Origin of the sequence: Marinihelvus fidelis (genome assembly GCF_008725655.1) — a bacterium.
Lineage (GTDB): Bacteria > Pseudomonadota > Gammaproteobacteria > Xanthomonadales > SZUA-36 > Marinihelvus > Marinihelvus fidelis.
The window spans coordinates 92,312-113,588 of record NZ_VYXP01000003.1 but is presented as its reverse complement, the minus strand read 5'-3'; the positions used below and the strand labels follow the sequence as shown (position 1 = coordinate 113,588).

Here is a 21,277-nt window from a genome sequence, read left to right as displayed (position 1 = left end):
AGGAGAACCCCATGCTGAGCATGCAGAACATTTCCATGGTGTACCGCACCGACACGGTTGAAACCCACGCCCTGCGCGAGTTTTCGCTGGAGGTGGGCGAGGGCGAATTCGTGGCGGTGACCGGGCCGTCGGGCTCCGGCAAGACTACGTTCCTGAACATCGCCGGGCTGCTGGAGCGCTTTACCGCCGGCAAGTACGTGCTCGACGGCAAGGATGTCTCGTCGCTGTCGGACCGCGATACCTCGAAGGTGCGCAACGAGAAGATCGGCTTCGTGTTCCAGGGCTTCAACCTGATCCCGGATCTGAACGTGTTTGACAACGTCGATGTGCCGCTGCGCTACCGCGGTTTCAGCGCGGCCGACCGCAAGCGCCGCATCGAGGGCGTGCTGGAGCGGGTGGGGCTGTCATCCCGGGCCAGCCACCTGCCGTCGCAGCTGTCCGGTGGCCAGCAGCAGCGCGTGGCCATTGCCCGGGCGCTGGCCGGCGAACCCCGTTTCCTGCTCGCCGACGAGCCCACCGGTAACCTGGATTCGAACATGGCCGAATCGATCATGTCGCTGATCGAGGAAATTAACGCCGGCGGTACCACGGTCATCATGGTCACCCATGACCCGAGCCTGGCGGACCGCGCCGGCCGCAACGTCTTCATCCGCGACGGCCAGGTGTCCGACGACCATTCGGACCTGCAACTGGCCGCGACCGCGTAGGGCAGGGGGGCGACATGTTCAACTATTACCTGAAACTGGGCTGGCTGAGTATCCGCGCCAACCCGTTGCTGAGTGCCCTGATGGTGCTGGCGATCGCCATCGGCATCGGCGCCAGCATGACCATCATCACCGTCAACTACGCCATGTCCGGCAACCCGATCCCGCACAAGTCGGACCAGCTGTTCTACGTGCAGCTGGACAGCTGGGACCCTAACGACACCGACGAGGACAGCGAGCCGCCCGACCAGGTGACCTATACCGACGCGATGAACCTGATCCGCGCGGACAAGGCACACCGCCAGGTCGCCTCGAACCGTTCCGGCCTGGTGCTGGAGCCGGAGAACCCGGACGAGCGGCCGTTTACCGTTGATACCCGTAACACCTTCGCCGACTTCTTTGCCATGTTCGATACGCCGTTCCAGTACGGCGGCGGCTGGGATTCATCTGCCGACGAGGGGCTGGAGCGCGTCACCGTGCTCAGCCGTGAACTGAATGAGCGGGTGTTTGGCGGCGAAGACTCCGTGGGCCGCAGCGTGCGCCTCAACGGCATGGACTTCCGCGTGGTCGGCGTCATGGATGAGTGGCTGCCGATGCCCAAGTTCTACGACGTCACCAACGGCGCCTTCGACCCCACCGAGGAGCTCTACATCCCGTTCAACGTGGCCATCGAGTACGAGTTGCCGCGCAACGGCAACACCAACTGCTGGAAACGCCCGGATGACGGCTTCGAGGGCTTTTTGAACTCCGAGTGCGTGTGGATCCAGTTCTGGGCCGAGCTGCGCGACGACAACGAGAAGCGCGAGTACATGGAATTCCTGAATGCCTACACCGATTCGCAGAAAGAACTCGGCCGCTTCGGCCGGCCGCGTGACAACCGCCTGAGTGATGTCATGGAGTGGATGGAGGCCGAGCAGGTGGTGGAGGACGATGCCCGCGTCATGCTGGGGCTGTCACTGCTGTTCCTGGCCGTGTGCCTGCTGAACACCATCGGCCTGTTGCTGGCCAAGTTTATGCGCAAGGCCGGTGTCACCAGCGTACGGCGCGCCCTGGGTGCCTCGCGGCGCGACGTGTTCGTCCAGCACATGATCGAGTCCGGCCTGATCGGCCTGGCCGGCGGCGTGGTGGGGCTGGGCCTGACCTGGCTGGGCCTGCAGGGCATTCACGCCCTGTTCGGCGACTATGTCGAACACCTGGTGCAGCTGGACCTGGCCATGGTGGCGGCCGCCATTGCCCTGGCCATCGTGTCGGCGCTGCTGGCCGGCCTCTATCCCACCTGGCAGTCATGTCGTGTCATGCCCGCCAGCCAGCTGAAGACCCAATAGGAGAGCATCATGCAGATCGGACCCATCTGGCGCGCACTGATGCGCAACAAGACCGGCGCCATCCTCATCGCCCTGCAGGTGGCGGTGACCATGGCGATCATGGTCAACGCCATTTCCATCATCCAGTCGCGCAGCGAATCGATGGCCCGGCCCAGCGGCGTGGACGAAGAAAACATCTTCCATATCGCCAGCGTCGGTTACACCGAGGACTTCGATGAGCAGTCGGTCATCGAGCAGGACCTGGACGCGATCCGGGCCATGCCGGGCGTCATCGACGCCATCCAGACCAACTCGGTGCCGCTGTCCGGCGGCGGCTGGTCCATGGGCCTGCAGACCGAGCCCGGTGAGGACCAGGAAGGCGTGGGCGTGGCGGTGTACTTCGTCGACGAGCACGCCCTGGATGCCTACGGGCTGTCCCTGGTGGCCGGCGAGAACTTCACCGCGGCCGACGTGACCTGGCGCGAGCGGACGTCACAGGAATGGTCGGCGACGACCCTGCTGACCCAGGCCATGGCCGAGAGCCTGTTCCCCGACAACTGGCGCGACGCGCTGGGCGCCACTGTCTACATCAACGGCAATGAGCCAATGACGGTGAAGGGCATTGTTGAGCGCATGCAGGCGGCCTGGAACGGCTGGGATGGGGTCGAGCGCGTCATGCTGGTGCCGCAGCACACGCTGTTCGGATCTACCCGTTACGTCATCCGTACCGAACCGGGTGAGCGCGACCGCCTGATGCCGGAGGTCGAGAAACTGCTGGCCGATCGCAACCGCGATCGCATTGTGCGCAACATGCAGACCATGACCGAGACCCGCGAGCGCTCCTACCGCGGCGACAGCTCGATGATCAAGATCCTGACCTTCACGATCGTCCTGCTGCTGCTGATCACATCCCTGGGGATCGTCGGCCTGGCCAGCTTCTCGGTCAGCCGCCGTACCAAGCAGATTGGTACGCGGCGGGCGCTGGGTGCCAGCAAGGCCTCGATCGCCCGTTATTTCATGACCGAAAATGTGCTCATCAGCGGTGTGGGCGTGGTTCTGGGCGCCGCCCTGACCATTGCGCTAAACATGTTCCTGGTCGATGCCTTCGACCTGGACCGCCTGGACGTCTGGCTGGTGCCGGCTGCGATGCTCGTGTTGCTGGTCGTGGGTCAGCTGGCCGTGTTTGGGCCGGCGCGACGTGCGTCCGCGGTGCCGCCAGCGGTGGCGACAAGGACGATCTGACGTTGGACGGTGCGCCCCGCCCGAGAAGGCGGGGCGCTGCCGGAATCGGTCAGTCCCAGCTCTTCTGCAAGCCGATGGTCAGCGTGTCATCGGTTTCCATCTGCGGACCGTCCAGGTCCTGCTCGACTGGTACCAGGTACTCGAAGGCCAGGCGCCATCCGGCCAGCGACCCCTGGCCGGCCAGGTTCAGGCCCAGGCCCAGGTCCAGGCGCTCGCCACCCAGCCGGTCCGGGTCGGCGGTCTGCACCGGCCCCATGATCAACGGGTCGGTACCGCTGACATTGCCACGGTCAAGGTATTCCAGCCGCAGTGATACGCTGGCGGCGGGCGACAGCGCGTAGCTGCCCCAGCCGGTCAGCCGGTGCTCATCACCCAGGCGGTAGCCCTCGTCGTTGTCCTCGACGCGCCACGTGGACCGCCACTGCGCGCCCCAGCCAAATCCGTTGCCGGACCAGCCGGACCATGACAGGCCGGTGACCGGGTCCCATGTTCCTGACGACAGTTGCATGGGGTAGGGCAGGCGTACCGTTGGCGTCATGTTCATCGGCGTCAGGATCTGGCCCGTCTCGTCCAGGTCACCCGTGGGGATGGAGACACCCAGTATGGCGTGCACCTTGTTGTCCGGCGTGTCTACCAGTCCGATGAGCGCCGACACTGAGCTGTCGGCCAGCCCGGACGTATGGGTACTGAACCGACCGAGTACGTTGGTGCCCATGCCGCCCTGGTAAGTGGTCAGGTCCATGTCCTTTTCGACCCAGTTCAGCATGGCCATCAGCGTGACACGGTCGCTGGGTGCGTACATCATGCCGACCATGTGCATGTCCATGTCCATGGTGTCCGGCACAATGCGCAGAGTCGGTGGCTGCCCGGGCATGCCGAAAAAGCGATTAGGAATGGTGGTGACGATGTCATCGTCGGAGATGGGCTGGTCGCCCAGCAGGTTGCCGCCCATGCCCATGTGCATGTAACGATAGGAGACCATCCATTCACCCCTGGCGTGCAGGTGGTCACCCATCACGCCGATGGGGGCGTGGCGGTCAGCAAAAGCGGCTTCCTTTCCTTCTTCGGAATGGTCGGCGATGGCCGGAATCGGGCCGGCCAGTGCGGTTGCGGCCAGCATGGCCACAAGCGTGGTTCTGTTCATGGTGAAGTCCTCTGTAGTCCATGATTCACGGTCGCGCCCCGCCATTGGGGCGCGTCAGGTCTTGCGGGTGAGGTGAATCAGGACGCCAGGGGAGGCGCGCGGGAGCGATGGCCGGAGTTCCGGCGAAGTGGAATGACCTTTGTGTGATACGAAAAAAGCGGCCGGACCGGCTCAACGTGGGCAATGAGCGGCAAGACTTCGGGTAGCGCCGCTGCGGCCTGCAGTGCCGAGCCCAGGGGGCAGGCATTGTCGAGCGACTGCGCGTCCAGCGGGGTATCATCGCCGTCACCCCGGTCCTGGGCTTGCCCGTGATCATGGTGATGTGCCTGCGCAGGCTGGCCCGGCTCATCGGTAAAGAATGCTGCAGGAAAACCGGTTGGGCAGGGTGCCGCGAACTGCCCGGCAAGCAGGTCGCCGGGCATGAACCCGGCCGGGACCATGGCGCGTACCAGCAGGCAGGCCAGTGCGATGCACCAGCCCCAGTGCCTGGCACGGGAATGTGTGCGGCGGACAGTCATTGGCGCGCATTGTAGCCGCGCCATCCACCGCGCGGAAGCATGAAAAAGGCCGCGGGACCAGGGTTGAGGAGTGCAAAGTACCCTGTCTGGTATGAGGGAGAGACCAAGGGCCCCGCGGCCCGTACTGATATGACGTCGGCGGCGTCAAAAAGTTTCAAATACGGATAGAATGTCGCGCTCTTTTCGACGTTTTCTACAGGAATACATCCATGAGCGACTCCGCAGGCGCCGTGACGGCCCGTATCGAGACATCAAAGGGCGTGATCGAACTGCGCCTTTTCCCTGACATCGCCCCCGTGACCGTGGCCAATTTTGCCAACCTGGCGGGCCGTGGGTTTTACGATGGCCTGAACTTTCACCGCGTGATCCCGGACTTCATGGTCCAGGGCGGCTGCCCCAATGGCAGTGGCACCGGCGGACCGGGTTACCGTTTCGAGGACGAGTGCAGCCCGGAGGCCCGCCACGACGCGCCCGGCAAGCTGTCGATGGCCAATGCCGGCCCCGGCACCAATGGCAGCCAGTTCTTTATCACCCACGTTGAAACCCCGTGGCTGGACGGCCGCCATACCGTGTTCGGTGAAGTGGTGGATGCCGCCAGCCAGGCGGTGGTCGATTCAATCGCCCAGGACGACAGCATCGACCGCGTGACGGTCAGTGGCGTGGATGACCTGCTCGAGTCCCAGGCGGCCCGGATCGAGGGCTGGAACAAGACGCTGGGATCGGCCTGATCAGCGATCGCGGTCGTAACTGAGGCGGGCCAGGGTCACCAGGGCCCGCTTCCAGTCTGAATCGGCCAGGCCGTCCAGTGCAGCGGTGGCCGTGTCGGCCTCGGCGCGGGCCCGTTCGGCCGTCGCCTCCAGCGCTCCCGTGCGCCGGGTGATTGCCAGGATCTGGTCGAGCTGGTCCAGGCCACCGTCGCGGATGGCCGTGTCGATCAGCTCGCGTTCTTCCGGCTCGCAGCGCGTGCGCGCGTAGATCAACGGCAGGGTTGGCTTGCCTTCCGCCAGGTCATCGCCCACGTTCTTGCCCAGCGCCTGGGCATCACCGGTGTAGTCAAGCAGGTCATCAGCCAGCTGGAACGCCCGGCCCAGGTGTTGGCCGTAACGGGCCAGGGCCTCCTCGACCGGCTCCGGCTGGCCGGAGACCACCGCGCCCAGGCGGCAGGCGGCTTCGAACAGCCGCGCGGTCTTGTCATCGATGACCTTCAGGTAGGCGGCCTCATTCACCTCCGGGTCGCCCATGTTCAGCAGTTGCAGCACCTCGCCCTCGGCGATGGTGTTGGTGGTGTCAGCCAGGATCTGCATGATCCGCATCGAGTCCAGTCGCACCATCATCTGGAAGCTGCGCGAGTAGAGGAAATCGCCCACAAGCACGGCGGCGGCGTTGCCCCAGACCGCGTGCGCCGTCTTCTTGCCACGTCGGCTGTCGGATTCGTCGACGACATCGTCGTGCAGCAGGGTGGCGGTGTGAATGAACTCGACGATAGCCGCCAACGGGTAGTGCTGCTCGCCGGTGTAGCCACAGGCCCGCGCGCTGATCACCAGCAACAGTGGCCGCAGGCGTTTGCCGCCGCTGCCGACGATGTAATGCATGACCTGGTCGATCAGGACCACGTCCGAGGCCAGCGCCTCGCGGATGCAGCCGTTGACGCGCGCCATGTCGTCGGCGCTGAGCTGCAGAATGTCATCGAGGGTGTCCATGGCGCCGCTGGCGGCCGGACGGATGGCCTGTTCCTGTGTCATGCGAGCGATTTTCGCACAAAAACGTCCGGCTTTGACCGGCAGACAGGCGCGCCAGCAGCTGCCATCCTTCAATGGCAGGCCTGATTCGCGGGAAGGGCACTATGCTAAACTCCGATGCCTTCCCGACGGCCCCGCCGGTGATGGCTTTTTGCCCAGGTCGGAGCACGAAAACACATAAGGAGAGGAAACAATGGCAAGAGGTATCAACAAGGTCATCCTGGTCGGCAACCTTGGCGCGGACCCGGAAACCCGGTACACCGCGAGCGGCTCTGCCGTGACCAACATCCGGCTGGCGACCTCCGAAACGTGGCGGGACAAGAATTCCGGTGAGAACCAGGAGCGTACCGAGTGGCACCGCGTGGTGTTCTTCGGCAAGCTCGCGGAGATCGCCGGCGAGTACCTGCGCAAGGGCCGCCAGGTCTACGTCGAGGGCAGCCTGCGGACCAGCAAGTGGCAGGGCCAGGACGGGCAGGATCGTTACACCACCGAGATTATCGCCGATGAAATGCAGATGCTGGGCGGGCGTGGCGACGATGCGCCGGCCGGCAATTCCAGTTTCCGCGACAAACCGGCCCAGCAACCGCAGTCTTCGCCGGAGCCGGCTGGTGCGGTCGCCGAAGGCGGCGCCGACTTCAAGGACGACGATATTCCGTTCTGATCGCGGAACCTGAGTCGTTGTGAAAATTCTCCTGACGGGTGTCAGCGGGCAGCTGGGCGGTGCACTGTTGCCGCATCTGCAGGGCCGCGGTGACGTTATCACCGCCACGCGGGCGGACATGGACCTGACTGTACCTGGCAGTGTTACCGAATACCTTTCGACGGTACAGCCCGATGTCATCATCAACCCCGCCGCCTGGACTGCCGTAGACGACGCCGAAGACGATGTCGACGGCGCCATGGCCGCCAATGCCGAGTCGCCCGCGCGCATGGCCGAGTGGGCGGCGGAATCAGGCGCGGCACTGGTTCACTACTCGACCGACTACGTGTTCGATGGCCGCAAGGGCGCCGAGTACGTGGAAACGGACACGACCGGCCCGCTCAATGTATACGGCCGGAGCAAACTTGAAGGTGAGCAGGCCGTATTGCGCTCCGGTGCCCGGCACGTGGTGCTGCGCAGTTCCTGGATTTACGCGCCCACCGGCAAGAACTTTGTGCTGACCATGTTGCGCCTGGCGCGACAGGGTCGTGACTTGAGCGTGGTCGACGACCAGGTGGGCAGCCCCACGTCCGCAGCCAGCCTGGCCCGCGCGACCATTGCGGCGCTGGACGCGGACCTGCCCGCGCAGCAGGCGCCCGGTGGCAACCTGTATCATTGCGTCGACCGTGGCGCGGTCAGTTGGTACACGTTTGCCGGCATGGTTTTCGACCAGGCCATTGAGCTGGGGCTGCTGGACAAACGGCCCGGCCTTGCACCGACCGATTCGGCAGGCTTTCCGCAGAAAGCCACGCGCCCGGCGTATTCACCACTCGACAACACCCGGTTCGAGCAGGCTTCCGGCCTGGTCATGCCCAGGCTGCAGGCCTCCCTGTCGGCCTGCCTGAAGGAGTTGAAAGAACTTGAACAACAGTAGTGCTGACCAACTGGTACCCCTGATCTTGTCCGGCGGCGCCGGTACACGGCTGTGGCCGGTGTCGCGGCGGGCGCACCCGAAGCCGTTTATGCAGCTGGCGGACGGCCAGTCGCTGGCCGAAAAGACCTGGCTCAGGGCCCGTTCGGTGGCCGGAGACGCGCCGATCCTGACGGTCACCAGCCGCGACTACTATTTCTACACCCGCGACCTGTATGAAAAGCTGGGCGCCGGTCCGGACCAGTCCCGGTTCCTGCTGGAGCCGATGGGGCGCAACACGGCGCCGGCCATCGCGCTGGCGGCGCTGTGGGTACGCGACCATGTCGGCCCCGGGGCCAGCATGCTGGTCATGCCGGCCGATCACCTGATCCGTGATACGGCGGCCTTTGAAGAGGCCGTCCGCGCCGCGCACGAACTGGCCGGGCAGGGACAGCTGGCGACCTTCGGCATGCACCCCACCCACCCGGAAACCGGTTTCGGCTACATCCGCCAGGGCCCGGCCATTGAGGGCACCCAGGGCTACCAGGTCGATGCCTTCGTCGAGAAGCCCGACCTGGACACGGCGAAAGCCTATCTCGCCTCCGGCGACTACTTCTGGAACTCGGGCATGTTCTGTTTCACCGCCGAGGTGCTGCTGGCGGCCATGGCTGAACACGCGCCCGAGGTGCTGGCCGCTGCCGAGGTCACCTGGCAGGCCACTGCGACCGAGGCGACTCCGGTGGAACTGCCCGCGGAGCCGTTCTCCCGGTGTCCGTCGATTTCGATTGACTACGCGGTGATGGAAAACGCGGGCAATGCCGCCGTGGTGCCCGGTGATTTTGGCTGGAGCGATATCGGTTCCTGGAAGGCGATTTCGGAGCTCTACCAGTCCGATGACGCCGGCAACCGGGTTCGTGGCAAGGCCGTGCTGGTGGACTCGCGGGGCTGTTTCGTGCAGGGCGACCAGCGGCTGGTAGCGGCCGTCGGCCTGGAAGACGTGGTGATTGTTGATACCGGTGATGCCGTGCTGGTGGCTCATCGTGACCAGGCCCAGGATGTTGGCCAGGTGGTTCGCCAGCTGACCGAGCTGGAAGACGAGGCGGCGATCTATCACCAGACCGTTCACCGGCCCTGGGGCAGTTACACCATTCTGGAAGATGCCGAGGACTGCAAGGTCAAACGCCTGGTGGTCAAGCCCGGGCAGGTGCTGTCACTGCAGTTGCACCACCAGCGCGCCGAGCACTGGACGGTGGTGCAGGGTACGGCGAAAGTCAGGTTGGGGGATGAGGAATTTCTGCTCGAGGCCAACCAGTCAACGTATATCCCGGTGGAAACACTGCACCGGCTGGAAAACCCCGGTACCGAGGACGTACACCTGATCGAGGTGCAGACCGGGGCGTACTTTGGTGAAGACGATATCGAGCGGTTCGAGGATATCTACGGGCGCGCCTGACGGCGCGCTCAGGATTCCGACGTCTCGGCCAGGTCCTGCGGCACGTCGTCCAGGGACGCGTCGTTGCCGGCCTCGCGGCCGCCATCAAGACCATCACGAATCAACGTGTAAAGCGCCATCCAGCTCGAAGCAAACAGCGGTGTATGTGTTGTCGAGGCGCTACTCGCGCCGGGCTCAAGCGAACTCATGATTGCCTCCCAGGGTTGCTGGTCCGACCGGTCTCCCGTTCCGTTACCTATAAAGACTGTCGAACCGTTAAATAGTTGACGCAGTTTCGTTGCAAAAGGTTACAACCCGTCGGGCCGTGGCTTCGTCCTGTCGCAATCAGCGGTTGTGATCAGTCCTCGAGGGCCGGTTCAGCTCGCGGTCGATGGTGAATTCACGCGATGTCACGAAGGCTTCCATGCGTTGCAGGCGCAGGTCCAGTTCGCGCACGCGGTGGCGAACGTTGCTGAAGACATCGCCGGGTGCGTTGCTGACGCCACGCCAGAACTGCTCGTGGGCCTCGTCCATCGGCGTGCGTTCCGGTGGGCGGCGCTTGATCAGGATCGCCAGCAGCAGGTAGCCGACCACCACCACCGGCATGAACACGATGCCACCTACCAGGGTCACCAGCCGCAGTGCGAGCAGGTTGAAGCCCAGGTAGTCGGAGATACCGGCGCAGACGCCGGCGATCATGCCCCGGTCCGTATCGCGATAGAGCCGATGCGGATTGGGCCGCGTGCCGTACTTAGTCATGGCGCTGTCTCCAGGTCGGCGCCTCGATGTCCAGAATCCGCTCCAGCGTGCGAATGCGGTCTTCCATGCGGTTCGCGGACTCCCACACGTCGCTGAGCATCTTCTCGTCTTCCGGTGACATGCCCTTGGCCATCTTCCACTTGGTCAGGTAGTGGAAGATGATCCACAGCGGAAAACAGACCGTCAGCAGCAGTATGACGAAAAGCTCTTCCATTACTGGCTCTCCTTCTTGCCCTTGGCCTCGGCCTTACCCTTGGCGTCGGCGTCACTGAACTGGCGCTTCAGGCTGGCGAGTTCGGCCTCGACGCGGTCGTCGTCTTGCAGTCCGGCAATTTCCTCGGCCAGGGTCTTGCGGTGGCCGATGTCCATGGCCTCGCCCTCGGACTCGACCCGGTCGATCCGGCGCTCGGCGCTCTCAAAGCGATGCAGCATCTCGTCGATGCGGTCGTCGTGTATATGGCGACGGGCCGCGAGCTGGCTGGTGGCCGCCTTGTGGCGCATGACGATGCTGCGCTGGCGCTTCTTGGCATCGTCGAGCTTGGCCTGCAGCTTGGTGATGTCCTGGTTGAACTTCTCCAGTTGGCCGTCGAGCAGGTCCAGCTCTTCGTTCAGCTGGCTCACGCGGTCGGCGATGGCCTGCTTCTCGGCCAGTGCGGCACGGGCCAGGTCTTCGCGGTCACGGCGGATCGCCAGTTCGGCGCGGTCGGCCCATTCACCCATTTCTTTCTCCAGGTGGGTGATGTGGCGACGGTGTTCCTTTTTATCGGCGATGCACTTGGCCGCCGATGACCGGATCTCGACCAGGGTGTCTTCCATCTCCTGGATCATCAGCCGGATGATCTTTTCAGGATCCTCGGCTTTTTCCAGAAGGGCGTTGATGTTGGCGTTGATAATGTCGCCAAGGCGAGAAAAAACACTCATGGGTGGCTCCTGAAAATACAATTGACGGGTAGTGTTATGCGAAATACGTGCCAAAAGAGGGTGGTGATGTAACCTGCTGTCAATAAACGATTTTTCCCCCGTGATGCGGCAGTTGGCTGTTTACGCCACGGGATATTTGGTCAATTCCACCATTACTTGGCTGAACGCCACGTCGCGTTCGCGGTCAAACGCATGATTTTATTCGGGTGCTACGGTAGAATGGCGCCCTTTTCCAAGCGGCCGGCCCCCGGCCGACGATAAATAAAACCCGGAGGTTTATCGAGATGCGATCCAGATTCGCGCTGGCTTTCCTGATGGTTCTCGCAAGCGGCACCGCCGTTGCACAGGACCTGAGCACCGACAAAGGCAAGCTGAGCTATGCCATGGGTTGGAACTTTGGCACCGAGCTGAAGAGCCGCCCCGACACGTTTGACTCGGCGTCCGTGACGTCCGCCATCAGCGACGCCATGGCTGGTGGCGAGCCGCAGCTGGAAGTCGCCGAGATGCAGGCCCTCCTGCAGGCGTTCCAGCAGCAGGTTCAGCAGGAGCAGCTGGCTATGCTGCAGCAGCTGGCTGCTGACAACCAGACCAAGGCCGACGAGTTCCTGGCGGCCAACCGTTCCAAGACCGGCATCGTCGCGCTGCCGTCCGGCATCCAGTACCGCATTATCGAAGAAGGTGAGGGCTCTCGCCCGGCGCTGACCAGCACCGTGCGCGTTCACTACCGCTCCTCGAAGATCGACGGCCGCGAAATGGACAGCTCGTTCGCCCGCGGCACGCCTGAAGAGTTCGTGGTCAGCAACGTGCTGAAGGGTTGGCAGGAAGTGCTGCCGCTGATGAAGACCGGCGCCACCTGGCAGGTCTTCGTGCCGCCCGAACTGGCCTTCGGCCAGCGTGGCAACCCGCCGGCCGTGGGCCCGAACGAGGCCCTGCAGTTCGACCTCAAGCTCGTCGAAATTGTCGAGCCCTGAGCGCGGTCACTGCTGAATCGAAAGTCCGGGACTGGCGCGCCGCCCTGCGGCGCGCCGTCTCGCCGCTCGACCGCGGCGCCCGGCACCTGAATATCCAGGCCTGGACCCGTCCCGACGAGGACCCGGTCAGGCCCAACCGCACCGCCGCCGTCCTGGTCGCGGTACTGGATCAGCCCGATCCACAACTCATCCTGACCGTCCGTGCGCGCCACCTTGCCCATCATCCCGGGCAGGTCAGTTTTCCCGGTGGTTCAGCCATGGACACCGACGCCAGTGGTGTATTGACGGCCCTTCGAGAAGCCGAGGAAGAAATCGGCCTGGCGACCGATGCCGTTGAGCCCATTGGCTTTCTCGACCGCGTGGATACCGTTTCTGACTTTCGCGTATTACCGGTGGTCGGGCTGGCGCGCCCGCAGGCGCCGTTCGTGCTCGATCCGAATGAAGTCGAATCCATGTTCACCGTGCCACTCGCTGTTGCGCTCGATGTCGATAAGTACCATGAAGACATGATCGAGCGGGATGGTGTTCGTCGGCGGGTTTACCGCCTGGACTGGCAGGGCGAGGACATTTGGGGCATCACCGCCCACATTCTCTACGACCTGGCCCGCCGCATGGCGAAGGTGTCAGGGGTACCGGGGAGCACCTGATGTTGATCACGGCGCGCGAACTCGCCGGCCAGGCCGGGCCTGACGCCCCGCTGGTGGTCGACTGCCGGTTCAACCTGGCGGACCCGGACGCGGGTCAACGCGAGTGGCGCCAGGCCCGTATCCCGGGCGCCGTCTACGCTCACCTGGACGACGACCTGGCCGGGCCGGTGACCGCGCAAAGCGGCCGCCATCCCCTGCCGGGTCCGGAGCGTTTCGCGAGCTTCCTGTCGCGTTCAGGCTGGCAGCCTGGCCGCCACATGGTGGCTTATGACGCCCAGGGCGGTGCCTTCGCGGCGCGGCTGTGGTGGCTGATGCGGTATTTCGGGCATGACACGGTGCGGTTGCTTGATGGCGGCTGGTCGGCCTGGGTAAGGGCGGCATTGCCGATAGAGCAGGGTGAGCCGGCCGCGGTCGAGCCCTCCGCGGGGACGGCGCTGGTCCCCGACCCGTCGATGGTGGTCAATGTCGACGGACTGGCCGAGGATCTCGAAAGCAAAGCCGTGCGGCTGCTGGATGCGCGTGGCGCGGACCGTTTCGAGGGGCGGAACGAGGCCATCGACCCGGTGGCGGGGCATGTTCCAGGCGCGCACAGCGCGCCGTTTACTGGCAACCTGGCGGAGGGCGTGTTTCTCTCACCCGCCGACCTGGCCGCGCGATTTACCGCATTGCTGGATGGCCGCGCTCCGGCCGAGGTGGTGCATATGTGCGGGTCAGGTGTGACCGCCTGCCACAACCTCTATGCCATGGAATACGCCGGCCTGGCCGGCTCGCGCCTGTATCCCGGGTCCTGGAGCGAGTGGATTCGCGATCCGCAACGGCCGGTCGCGGTTACTTCTTCCCCAGGCTAGCCACCAGCGCCTTTAGCGTGGCCTGGGTTTCCTCGCTGAACCAGACCGCCAGGAACTCCTCTTCGTCATTGGGCTGGTCAAACAGCCGCGTCAGTGAATGCCGCATGACGCCGCGGTTGGTCAGCATGGTCTTGCGCGGCAGCTTCATCAGGCTGCGGCACCATTCGACGGCGGCCTCCACGGCGGCATCGGCGCTGTCGGCCAGGTCATCCACCAGCCCCAGCGAGAGTGCGTGTTCGGGCGACACCAGGGCGCCGGCCACGATCAGGCGTTCCGCCCGGTGGGCGCCCACCAGCCGAACCAGCGCATCGTGAATGAAGCCGGGCAGGGTGAGCCCCACCTGGGTCTCGTTCAGGCCGATCTTGAACGGGCCTCGGGACATGACGCGGTAGTCGGCGAACAGGCTCATGACGGCGCCACCGGCCGGTGAGTGCCCGGTAATGGCGACCGCGGTGGGAACGGGCATGCACGCGATCGTCTTCAGCAACGCTTCAAAGGAACGCCAGAACGCACCCATCTGTGAGCGGTCGAGCACCAGCAGGGCGGGGACATCCAGGCCCGCGGAGAACAGGCCCTCGCGCCCGCTCAGCACCACGCCGTCAGCCTCGCCGCCGGCGGCTTCCAGCGCGGCCTGCAGGGTGTCCACCAGCGCCGGGTTGAGCGCATTGACGGGCGGCCGCTCGAGGCGGATTTCGCGGACGGGGCCATGGTCGGTGACGTTCAGCATGCGTGCGGCTCCATTCAGAAAGGGTTCAGGCGGGCCAGCATAGACTGGCGCCGCATTTCTGGCAAAAGGAGCCAACGATGAAACGCATGATTGCAATGACCATTGCCCTGGCCGGGCTGGCCCTGGCCCTGCCGGAGACCTCGCACGCCGATGGGCGGCACCATGGCAAGGGCCACGGCCCTTCGCACGGGTACAACCACGGAAAACGTGGTCACGGTGACCGTTACGATCATCGTGGCGGGCGCCACGGCAAGCACCACAGACATGGCGACAGGTACTACGCCAGGGGCTACGGCAAACGGTACCCTTACCACGGCCACCGCCCGCCACCGCCGCGCCATTACCACGCGCGTGGTTGCCGTCACCCGGTGCATTACCCCGCGGTCGCGGTGATTCCTCCACCGCCCAGGCCGTATTACGGCGCCTCGGTCACCATTGGCACGGATGACTTCTTCCTGGCCATCCGCGGTCACTAGGCGCTCGTGTCGCGCCGGCGGGCCGGTCAGGCCCGCTTGCGCGCCTCGGCCTGGCGGTCGAGCAGTTCGGCCAGGAACTGGCCGGTGTGGGAATGTGCCATGCCGGCCAGTTCTTCCGGGGTGCCCGTGGCGATAATCTCACCGCCCTTGTTGCCGCCCTCGGGGCCCAGGTCGACGATCCAGTCGGCCGTCTTGATGACATCCAGGTTGTGCTCGATCACCACCACGGTGTTGCCGTGGTCACGCAGCCGGTGCAGCACCGCCAGCAACTGCACGATGTCCTGGAAATGCAGGCCGGTGGTCGGCTCGTCCAGGATGTACAGCGTCTTGCCGGTATCGCGCTTGGACAGTTCCTTGGCCAGCTTGATGCGCTGGGCTTCACCGCCCGACAGCGTGGTCGCGCTCTGGCCCAGGGTGATGTAGCTGAGACCGACCGCGTCCAGCGTTTCCAGCTTGCGAGCGACGGCCGGCACGGCCTCGAAGAACGCCAGTGCGTCCTCGACGGTCATCTCCAGCACTTCGTGGATGTTCTTGCCCTTGTACAGCACCGAAAGCGTCTCGCGGTTGTAGCGCTTGCCGTGGCAGACATCGCAGGGCACGTAGATGTCCGGCAGGAAGTGCATCTCCACGCGGATCAGGCCATCACCCTGGCAGGCCTCGCAGCGGCCACCCTTGACGTTGAAGCTGAAACGCCCCGGCTTGTAGCCGCGCGCGCGGGACTCCTGGGTGCCGGCGAACAGGTCGCGGATAGGCGTGAACAGGCCGGTATACGTGGCCGGGTTGGAACGCGGCGTGCGGCCGATGGGCGATTGGTCGATATCGACGACCTTGTCGAACAGGTCCAGGTTTTCAACCGTCTTGTAGGGTGCGGGGGCGGCGCTGGAATCGTACAGCTGCCGGGCCGCCAGGCGGTGCAGGGTGTCATTGATCAGCGTCGACTTGCCGGAGCCCGACACGCCGGTCACGCACACCAGCAGGCCCGCCGGAATTTCCAGCGTCACGTCCTTCAGGTTGTTGCCGGATGCGCCCACCAGGCGCAGCACGCGCTCGGGGTCGGCCTGGGTGCGCTGGGCCGGGACCGCGATCTCGCGCTTGCCGGACAGGTACTGGCCGGTGAGCGAGTCCGGGTCGGCGATCATCTCCGCCGGAGTGCCGCTGAACACGACCTGGCCGCCATGCACGCCGGCACCCGGGCCCATGTCGACCACGTAGTCGGCCATGCGGATGGCGTCCTCGTCGTGCTCGACCACGATCACGGTGTTGCCCAGGTCGCGCAGGCGCGTCAGCGTGGCCAGCAGGCGCGCGTTGTCGCGCTGGTGCAGGCCGATCGACGGCTCGTCAAGAATGTACATCACGCCCACCAGGCCGGCACCGATCTGGCTGGCCAGGCGGATGCGCTGGGCCTCGCCACCCGACAGCGTGTCGGCCTGGCGGTCCAGCGTCAGGTAGTCCAGGCCCACGTTGACCAGGAAATGCAGCCGCTCGTGTACTTCCTTGACGATCTTGGTGGCGATCTCGCCCTTACGGCCCGGCAGTGACAGCTGCTCGAAGAAGGACAGGCAGTCCTCGATGGTCCAGGCGGCAATATCGGGCAGGTTGGTCTCGCCGATAAACACGTTGCGCGCCTCGCGGTTCAGGCGCTGGCCCTCGCATTCCGGGCAGGGCTTGTTGGAAATGTACTTGGCCAGTTCCTCGCGGACGATGCGGGCGTCGGTCTCGCGGTAGCGCCGCTCCAGGTTGGGAATCACGCCGGCGAAGGGGTGCTTGCGCTTCTGCGTGCCCTTGTCACCGAAGTACTCGAACTGGATCACCTCGTCGCCGCTGCCAAACAGCACGGTCTGGCGGATGTTTTCCGGCAGTTCCTCGAATGGCGTGTCGACGTCAAAGCCGTAATGCTTCGACAGCGAGCGGATAATCTGGAAGTAGTAGGCATTGCGGCGGTCCCAGCCGCGCACGGCGCCGCCGGCCAGGCTCAGGTGCGGATTCGCCACCACCCGCTCCGGGTCGAAGAACTGGCTCACGCCCAGGCCGTCACACCCCGGGCAGGCGCCGTTGGGATTATTGAACGAGAACATGCGCGGCTCCAGCTCCTGCAGGCTGTAGTCGCAGTGCACGCAGGACCAGCGCGCCGAGAACAGCTTCTCGCTGAAGCCGGCGTCGTCATCCATGGGGCTGGCAATCGCCAGGCCGTCAGACAACGTGATCGCGGTTTCCAGTGACTCGGCCAGTCGCTGTTTCAGGTCCTCGCGCACGCGAAACCGGTCGATGACGACATCAATATCGTGTTTCTTGCGCAACTCCAGCGCGGGCACGGCGTCGACCTCGTAGATGACGCCGTCGACGCGCACACGCACATAGCCCTGGGCCCGCAACTCGTCCAGCAGCTGCAGGTGCTCACCTTTGCGGTTGCGCACCACCGGCGACAGCAGCATCACCTTGGCGCCCTCGGGCAGCGCGAGGATGTGGTCGACCATCTGCGAGATGGTCTGCGCCTCCAGCGGCTGGCCGTGCTCTGGGCAGCAGGGCGTGCCGACGCGCGCGAACAGCAGTCGCAGGTAGTCGTAGATCTCGGTGATCGTGCCCACGGTCGAGCGCGGGTTGTGTGACGTCGACTTCTGCTCGATCGAGATCGCCGGCGACAGGCCGTCGATATGGTCGACGTCCGGCTTTTCCATCATCGACAGGAACTGGCGCGCATAGGCCGACAGCGACTCGACGTAGCGCCGCTGACCTTCCGCGTAAATGGTGTCGAACGCCAGCGATGACTTGCCGGACCCTGACAGGCCGGTAAATACGATCAACTGGTTGCGGGGCAGGTCCAGGTCGATATTGGCCAGGTTGTGCGTCCTGGCGCCGCGAATATGGATGTTTTCCATGGATGGGAAAATGTCGAGTTAAACCGGTTATCATACGCCCCTCGTCAAGCACGGGGCAAAATCACACCGTGTTTGATTTCGAGTGCACAAACGGTTGACCCGTCAGGGGAAAACCGCTAACATTCCCGCCCTTTTGTAGGCCCCTTTTCCAGACGGGAGCGGTTTCCATGTACGCAGTATTTTCAACCGGTGGCAAGCAGTACCGTGCGACCACCGGCGACATTATCAAGGTAGAGAAGATCGAGGCCGAGAAAGGCGCGACCGTCGAGCTTGACCAGGTTCTGCTGGTCGGTGAAGGTGAAGACGTCACCGTCGGTTCCCCGCTGGTCGACGGCGGCAAAGTGCTGGCCAAAGTGGTCGAGCACGGCCGTGGCGACAAGGTCAAGATCATCAAGTTTAAGCGCCGCAAGCACCAGCTGAAGCGCGCCGGCCATCGCCAGTACTACACGGCGCTGGAAATCACCGGTATTGAAGGTGCGGGCGACGCCAAGCCGGCCAAGAAGGCCGCGCCGAAGAAGGCGGCTGCCAAGAAGGCTGACGGCGAAACCGCCGAAGCCAAGAAGGCGGCTCCGAAGAAGGCCGCAGCCAAGAAAGCTGCGCCGAAGAAAACGGCAGCCAAGAAGACTGCGGCCAAGAAGGCCGAGTCTGCCGAAAAGACGGAGGATTGATCCATGGCACATAAGAAAGCAGGCGGTTCTACACGCAACGGCCGCGATTCGAATCCTAAGTTCCTCGGCGTCAAGAAGTACGGTGGCGAAAACGTCCTGGCCGGCAACATCGTTGTGCGCCAGCGCGGCACCCGCTTCAAGGCCGGTGACAACGTCGGTGTTGGCCGTGACCACACCCTGTTCGCCCTGGTGGACGGTAAGGTCAAGTTCGAAGACAAGGGTCTGCCCAAGCGCAAGTACGTCAGCGTGGAGCCGGTCGAGGGTTAATTGCCTGGACCGACACGGTAGATTTGCGAAAAGCCCCGCTCTTTAGCGGGGTTTTTTGTGGGTGGACGGTTGGCAGCGTTGGTTGTGGAGGGTAGCGGGGTTGGGGTTTTTTTTCCGCAGATTTCGCAAATTGCGCAAAGGACGCAAAAAAAGTCAGGGTTGGGCCTTGCGTTTCGGTGGCGATGCCGCCTGTACGGGGCGGCGCTGGCTTGGGTTGGCCTGGGTTTTCGGGGCATGGGTTTGGTGGGGCGTGTTGGGTGCTGAAAGGGGCATGTTTTGTGCGGTGCCCGTGCAGCGCCGGGGCGCCACCCTCACTCATTTCGCGCCCTTTGCGTCATTTGCGCAATCTGCGGTGCCTTTGACGACATCTCCGAGCGGATCCCGGCCCCGTTAGTCGCGATTGGACCCACGCTATTGGCCAGGCGCTTGATCTGCAGCGTAGGTGTGCCGAAGTTGAGGATCAGCCCCACCGGCATCTCGGCGGCGCGCAGGTAGTTGAGAAGCTGGGCCTGGCAGGCCGGTGAGATGGCCGCGGCGGCCTTCAGTTCGATGACCAGGCGGTTGTCGGCCACCAGGTCGGCGCGGAACCGTCCGACCAGTTCGCCGCGGTAGCGGACGGTCATCGAGGTCTGCCGGGCATGGGTGATGCCGCGGTGGCGCAGTTCCGTCACCAGTGCGTGCTCATAGACCGACTCCAGGAAGCCGCAGCCCAGCGCTCGGTGAACGGCCATTGCCGCTCCGATCACGTTGTAGGAAAGCCTGGTGGTGTTGTGCGTCCCGCCCATTTTTTTCGCAAAACTCATTTAATTAGCGTAATTTGCGTTAAACCGCGACACGCTCTCCACTACAATACGCCGTTAATTTCTGTAGGACATTCACCATGAAGTTTGTAGACGAAGCCACCATCAGGGTCGAAGCCGGCAAGGGCGGCGATGGCTCCGCCTCGTTCCGGCGTGAGAAGTACGTGCAATTCGGCGGCCCCGACGGCGGCGATGGCGGCCGTGGCGGCAGCGTCATCCTGCTGGGTGATTCGGGGCTGAACACGCTGGTGGACTTCCGCCATAAACGCCTGTTCAGGGCCCAGAAGGGTGAGGGCGGCAGCGGCCGGCAGATGACCGGCAAGAGTGGTGAAGACCTGGTGATCAAGGTGCCGTTGGGCACCGTGGTGACCGATGTCGAGGCCGAAGCGGTGCTGGGCGAAGTCACTGACCACGAGCAAACGCTGGTGGTGGCCAAGGGCGGGCAGGGCGGCCTGGGCAACGTGCACTTCAAGAGTTCGACCAACCGCGCGCCGCGCAAGACCGTGCCGGGCTCAGCCGGCGAGGCGCGCGACCTGCACCTGGAGCTGAAGGTGCTGGCCGATGTCGGTCTGCTGGGCTTTCCCAATGCCGGCAAGTCATCGCTGATCAGCGCGGTCTCCGCCGCGCGGCCCAAGGTGGCGGATTACCCCTTCACCACGCTGCACCCGAACCTGGGCGTGGTGTCGATTGGTGTTGACCAGAACTTCGTCATTGCTGACATCCCCGGCCTGATCGAGGGCGCCGCCGACGGCGCCGGCCTGGGCATCCAGTTCCTCAAGCACCTGGGTCGCACCCGCCTGCTGCTGCACCTGGTTGACCTGGCGCCGATGGACCAGAAGGACCCGGCCGAATCGGTGCGTGAACTGGAAAAAGAACTGCAGCGCTACGACGACACGCTGGCCGACAAGCCGCGCTGGCTGGTCTTCAGCAAGGCCGACCTGCTGCCGGAGGGCGAGGCCGAAGAGTTGGCGAAATTCGTGATGGAAGAACTCGACTACAGCGGTGAGTGGGCCGTGATCTCATCGGCCACCGGCCACGGCACCCGCGACCTGGTGCAGCGCGTGATGGTGACCCTAGAGCAGATCGCCGAAGACGAAGCCCAGGCCCGGGCCCAGGCCGAAGCCGAAGCAGAAGCCGCCCAGGCCTCCAACGCGGACCAAGGCCCCGGTTTCAGCGATGACCTCTTCTCCGACGAGTAAGCTCTGTCGCGTCACGCGTCACGCGTCACGCGTCACGCGTCACGCGTCACGCGTCACCCGAAACACGTCACCAAAAAGCCACGAAAAAGCCCCGCTCACGGCGGGGCTTTCCCTTATTCTTCTTCTTAAGCGTTAATCGGGCGGGCGCCCGGCAGCGCTCAGAGCGCCCGGATCTGGGCGTTCAGGCGTGACTTGTGACGCGCGGCCTTGTTCTTATGAATCAGGCCTTTGCTGACGCCCTTGTCGATAGCGGGCACAGCGGATTTGTAAGCCGTCTCGGCTGCTGCCTTGTCGCCAGCTTCGATGGCCGCGTTAACTTTCTTCATGGCCGTACGCATGGCGGAGCGCTGGCTGGCGTTCCGCAGGCGATGCTTCTCGGCCTGACGTGCACGTTTGCGTGCTGATAGACTGTTAGCCAAGGTGGTCTCCAGAATTCAGGTGTAAAAATCAAGCCGCGAATTATCACGGTTTTTACGCGCGAGGTC

Annotated in this window: 24 protein-coding genes and 1 pseudogene; 14 read left to right on the top strand and 11 right to left on the bottom strand. The window is 64.3% G+C overall.

What is annotated here, in order from left to right:
- Positions 1-11 precede the first annotated feature (11 nt).
- Genes F3N42_RS04940 through F3N42_RS04930 form a run of 3 tightly spaced genes read left to right on the top strand, consistent with a single transcriptional unit; the run spans position 12 to position 3,250 of the window.
- Complete coding sequence (locus F3N42_RS04940; RefSeq protein ID WP_150863277.1) at positions 12-707, top strand: ABC transporter ATP-binding protein; 696 nt, start codon at positions 12-14, stop codon at positions 705-707.
- A gap of 14 nt (positions 708-721) precedes the next feature.
- A complete protein-coding gene (locus tag F3N42_RS04935) occupies positions 722-2,029 on the top strand; it encodes an ABC transporter permease (protein WP_150863276.1) in 1,308 nt (435 codons plus the stop codon).
- A gap of 9 nt (positions 2,030-2,038) precedes the next feature.
- A complete protein-coding gene (locus F3N42_RS04930; protein ID WP_224784718.1) occupies positions 2,039-3,250 on the top strand; it encodes an ABC transporter permease in 1,212 nt (403 codons plus the stop codon).
- A gap of 49 nt (positions 3,251-3,299) precedes the next feature.
- On the opposite strand, the gene F3N42_RS04925 is transcribed toward F3N42_RS04930, so the two are convergent.
- Positions 3,300-4,394, bottom strand: coding sequence for a transporter (locus F3N42_RS04925; RefSeq protein ID WP_150863275.1), 1,095 nt, complete (start codon positions 4,392-4,394; stop codon positions 3,300-3,302).
- 77 nt (positions 4,395-4,471) lie between these two features.
- Positions 4,472-4,912 carry a hypothetical protein gene (locus tag F3N42_RS04920; RefSeq protein ID WP_150863274.1) on the bottom strand — a complete coding sequence of 147 codons (441 nt, stop codon included), beginning with the start codon at positions 4,910-4,912 and terminating at the stop codon, positions 4,472-4,474.
- Between the two features lie 209 nt (positions 4,913-5,121).
- Between F3N42_RS04920 and F3N42_RS04915 the strand changes: the two genes are divergently transcribed.
- A complete protein-coding gene (locus tag F3N42_RS04915) occupies positions 5,122-5,640 on the top strand; it encodes a peptidylprolyl isomerase (RefSeq protein WP_150863273.1) in 519 nt (172 codons plus the stop codon).
- Here the strand turns inward: F3N42_RS04915 and ispB are convergent, their stop codons facing one another.
- Positions 5,641-6,654 carry an octaprenyl diphosphate synthase gene (gene ispB, locus F3N42_RS04910; protein ID WP_150863272.1) on the bottom strand — a complete coding sequence of 338 codons (1,014 nt, stop codon included), beginning with the start codon at positions 6,652-6,654 and terminating at the stop codon, positions 5,641-5,643.
- 190 nt (positions 6,655-6,844) lie between these two features.
- On the opposite strand from ispB, the gene ssb reads away from it, so the two are divergent.
- Genes ssb through F3N42_RS04895 form a run of 3 tightly spaced genes read left to right on the top strand, consistent with a single transcriptional unit; the run spans position 6,845 to position 9,654 of the window.
- Positions 6,845-7,312 (top strand): single-stranded DNA-binding protein, encoded by a 468-nt coding sequence (gene ssb, locus F3N42_RS04905; protein ID WP_150863271.1) that lies wholly within the window; start codon positions 6,845-6,847, stop codon positions 7,310-7,312.
- A gap of 19 nt (positions 7,313-7,331) precedes the next feature.
- A complete protein-coding gene (rfbD, locus tag F3N42_RS04900; protein ID WP_150863270.1) occupies positions 7,332-8,225 on the top strand; it encodes a dTDP-4-dehydrorhamnose reductase in 894 nt (297 codons plus the stop codon).
- Positions 8,212-9,654 (top strand): mannose-1-phosphate guanylyltransferase/mannose-6-phosphate isomerase, encoded by a 1,443-nt coding sequence (locus tag F3N42_RS04895; RefSeq protein WP_224784716.1) that lies wholly within the window; start codon positions 8,212-8,214, stop codon positions 9,652-9,654. The genes rfbD and F3N42_RS04895 overlap by 14 nt, the downstream gene beginning before the upstream one ends.
- Before the next feature lie 8 nt (positions 9,655-9,662).
- Here F3N42_RS04895 and F3N42_RS04890 read toward each other — a convergent pair whose 3' ends face one another.
- The 4 genes from F3N42_RS04890 to pspA form a co-directional block, all read right to left on the bottom strand.
- The gene (locus F3N42_RS04890) at positions 9,663-9,842 is read right to left on the bottom strand and encodes a hypothetical protein (protein ID WP_150863269.1); all 180 of its coding nucleotides are present in this window, start codon (positions 9,840-9,842) and stop codon (positions 9,663-9,665) included.
- A gap of 136 nt (positions 9,843-9,978) precedes the next feature.
- Positions 9,979-10,392 carry an envelope stress response membrane protein PspC gene (gene pspC, locus F3N42_RS04885; RefSeq protein WP_150863268.1) on the bottom strand — a complete coding sequence of 138 codons (414 nt, stop codon included), beginning with the start codon at positions 10,390-10,392 and terminating at the stop codon, positions 9,979-9,981.
- Positions 10,385-10,606, bottom strand: coding sequence for an envelope stress response membrane protein PspB (gene pspB / locus F3N42_RS04880; protein ID WP_150863267.1), 222 nt, complete (start codon positions 10,604-10,606; stop codon positions 10,385-10,387). Before pspB ends, pspC begins: the two co-directional genes overlap by 8 nt.
- The gene (gene pspA, locus F3N42_RS04875) at positions 10,606-11,313 is read right to left on the bottom strand and encodes a phage shock protein PspA (protein WP_150863266.1); all 708 of its coding nucleotides are present in this window, start codon (positions 11,311-11,313) and stop codon (positions 10,606-10,608) included. The genes pspB and pspA overlap by 1 nt, the downstream gene beginning before the upstream one ends.
- A gap of 284 nt (positions 11,314-11,597) precedes the next feature.
- On the opposite strand from pspA, the gene F3N42_RS04870 reads away from it, so the two are divergent.
- The 3 genes from F3N42_RS04870 to F3N42_RS04860 are packed head-to-tail and all read left to right on the top strand — an operon-like array spanning position 11,598 to position 13,779.
- Positions 11,598-12,284, top strand: coding sequence for an FKBP-type peptidyl-prolyl cis-trans isomerase N-terminal domain-containing protein (locus F3N42_RS04870; RefSeq protein ID WP_150863265.1), 687 nt, complete (start codon positions 11,598-11,600; stop codon positions 12,282-12,284).
- Positions 12,167-12,931 carry a CoA pyrophosphatase gene (locus F3N42_RS15735; RefSeq protein ID WP_224784769.1) on the top strand — a complete coding sequence of 255 codons (765 nt, stop codon included), beginning with the start codon at positions 12,167-12,169 and terminating at the stop codon, positions 12,929-12,931. The genes F3N42_RS04870 and F3N42_RS15735 overlap by 118 nt, the downstream gene beginning before the upstream one ends.
- Positions 12,931-13,779, top strand: a complete 849-nt coding sequence (locus F3N42_RS04860; protein ID WP_150863263.1) for a sulfurtransferase — start codon at positions 12,931-12,933, stop codon at positions 13,777-13,779. The genes F3N42_RS15735 and F3N42_RS04860 overlap by 1 nt, the downstream gene beginning before the upstream one ends.
- On the opposite strand, the gene F3N42_RS04855 is transcribed toward F3N42_RS04860, so the two are convergent.
- A complete protein-coding gene (locus F3N42_RS04855) occupies positions 13,760-14,506 on the bottom strand; it encodes an enoyl-CoA hydratase/isomerase family protein (RefSeq protein WP_150863262.1) in 747 nt (248 codons plus the stop codon). The two genes, F3N42_RS04860 and F3N42_RS04855, sit on opposite strands and share 20 nt — an antisense overlap.
- 77 nt (positions 14,507-14,583) lie before the next feature.
- On the opposite strand from F3N42_RS04855, the gene F3N42_RS04850 reads away from it, so the two are divergent.
- Positions 14,584-14,982 carry a hypothetical protein gene (locus F3N42_RS04850; RefSeq protein WP_150863261.1) on the top strand — a complete coding sequence of 133 codons (399 nt, stop codon included), beginning with the start codon at positions 14,584-14,586 and terminating at the stop codon, positions 14,980-14,982.
- A gap of 26 nt (positions 14,983-15,008) precedes the next feature.
- Here the strand turns inward: F3N42_RS04850 and uvrA are convergent, their stop codons facing one another.
- Positions 15,009-17,858 (bottom strand): excinuclease ABC subunit UvrA, encoded by a 2,850-nt coding sequence (uvrA, locus tag F3N42_RS04845; protein ID WP_150863260.1) that lies wholly within the window; start codon positions 17,856-17,858, stop codon positions 15,009-15,011.
- Between the two features lie 167 nt (positions 17,859-18,025).
- Here uvrA and rplU point away from each other — a divergent pair.
- Both rplU and rpmA read left to right on the top strand, forming a co-directional pair.
- Positions 18,026-18,334 (top strand): annotated as a pseudogene (gene rplU, locus F3N42_RS15730) (50S ribosomal protein L21); the annotation flags it as partial.
- A gap of 195 nt (positions 18,335-18,529) precedes the next feature.
- A complete protein-coding gene (gene rpmA / locus F3N42_RS04835) occupies positions 18,530-18,793 on the top strand; it encodes a 50S ribosomal protein L27 (protein ID WP_150863258.1) in 264 nt (87 codons plus the stop codon).
- A gap of 311 nt (positions 18,794-19,104) precedes the next feature.
- On the opposite strand, the gene F3N42_RS04830 is transcribed toward rpmA, so the two are convergent.
- Complete coding sequence (locus tag F3N42_RS04830) at positions 19,105-19,578, bottom strand: GxxExxY protein (protein WP_150863544.1); 474 nt, start codon at positions 19,576-19,578, stop codon at positions 19,105-19,107.
- 95 nt (positions 19,579-19,673) lie between these two features.
- Between F3N42_RS04830 and obgE the strand changes: the two genes are divergently transcribed.
- Positions 19,674-20,792 carry a GTPase ObgE gene (gene obgE / locus F3N42_RS04825; protein ID WP_150863257.1) on the top strand — a complete coding sequence of 373 codons (1,119 nt, stop codon included), beginning with the start codon at positions 19,674-19,676 and terminating at the stop codon, positions 20,790-20,792.
- A 158-nt stretch (positions 20,793-20,950) separates the two neighbouring features.
- Here obgE and rpsT read toward each other — a convergent pair whose 3' ends face one another.
- The gene (rpsT, locus tag F3N42_RS04820) at positions 20,951-21,211 is read right to left on the bottom strand and encodes a 30S ribosomal protein S20 (RefSeq protein WP_150863256.1); all 261 of its coding nucleotides are present in this window, start codon (positions 21,209-21,211) and stop codon (positions 20,951-20,953) included.
- Positions 21,212-21,277: the final 66 nt, after the last annotated feature.

Bases quoted from the DNA above. Each gene is read 5' to 3' on its own strand.
- uvrA (WP_150863260.1), bottom strand. From the start codon at position 17,858: ATGGAAAACATCCATATTCGCGGCGCCAGGACGCACAACCTGGCCAAT.
- F3N42_RS04890 (WP_150863269.1), bottom strand. From the start codon at position 9,842: ATGAGTTCGCTTGAGCCCGGCGCGAGTAGCGCCTCGACAACACATACA.
- F3N42_RS04855 (WP_150863262.1), bottom strand. From the start codon at position 14,506: ATGCTGAACGTCACCGACCATGGCCCCGTCCGCGAAATCCGCCTCGAG.
- pspA (WP_150863266.1), bottom strand. From the start codon at position 11,313: ATGAGTGTTTTTTCTCGCCTTGGCGACATTATCAACGCCAACATCAAC.
- F3N42_RS04915 (WP_150863273.1), top strand. From the start codon at position 5,122: ATGAGCGACTCCGCAGGCGCCGTGACGGCCCGTATCGAGACATCAAAG.
- pspB (WP_150863267.1), bottom strand. From the start codon at position 10,606: ATGGAAGAGCTTTTCGTCATACTGCTGCTGACGGTCTGTTTTCCGCTG.
- ispB (WP_150863272.1), bottom strand. From the start codon at position 6,654: ATGACACAGGAACAGGCCATCCGTCCGGCCGCCAGCGGCGCCATGGAC.
- F3N42_RS04925 (WP_150863275.1), bottom strand. From the start codon at position 4,394: ATGAACAGAACCACGCTTGTGGCCATGCTGGCCGCAACCGCACTGGCC.
- F3N42_RS04920 (WP_150863274.1), bottom strand. From the start codon at position 4,912: ATGACTGTCCGCCGCACACATTCCCGTGCCAGGCACTGGGGCTGGTGC.
- ssb (WP_150863271.1), top strand. From the start codon at position 6,845: ATGGCAAGAGGTATCAACAAGGTCATCCTGGTCGGCAACCTTGGCGCG.
- F3N42_RS04860 (WP_150863263.1), top strand. From the start codon at position 12,931: ATGTTGATCACGGCGCGCGAACTCGCCGGCCAGGCCGGGCCTGACGCC.
- F3N42_RS04935 (WP_150863276.1), top strand. From the start codon at position 722: ATGTTCAACTATTACCTGAAACTGGGCTGGCTGAGTATCCGCGCCAAC.
- obgE (WP_150863257.1), top strand. From the start codon at position 19,674: ATGAAGTTTGTAGACGAAGCCACCATCAGGGTCGAAGCCGGCAAGGGC.
- F3N42_RS04850 (WP_150863261.1), top strand. From the start codon at position 14,584: ATGAAACGCATGATTGCAATGACCATTGCCCTGGCCGGGCTGGCCCTG.
- pspC (WP_150863268.1), bottom strand. From the start codon at position 10,392: ATGACTAAGTACGGCACGCGGCCCAATCCGCATCGGCTCTATCGCGAT.
- F3N42_RS04870 (WP_150863265.1), top strand. From the start codon at position 11,598: ATGCGATCCAGATTCGCGCTGGCTTTCCTGATGGTTCTCGCAAGCGGC.
- rpmA (WP_150863258.1), top strand. From the start codon at position 18,530: ATGGCACATAAGAAAGCAGGCGGTTCTACACGCAACGGCCGCGATTCG.
- F3N42_RS04830 (WP_150863544.1), bottom strand. From the start codon at position 19,578: ATGGGCGGGACGCACAACACCACCAGGCTTTCCTACAACGTGATCGGA.
- F3N42_RS04940 (WP_150863277.1), top strand. From the start codon at position 12: ATGCTGAGCATGCAGAACATTTCCATGGTGTACCGCACCGACACGGTT.
- F3N42_RS04930 (WP_224784718.1), top strand. From the start codon at position 2,039: ATGCAGATCGGACCCATCTGGCGCGCACTGATGCGCAACAAGACCGGC.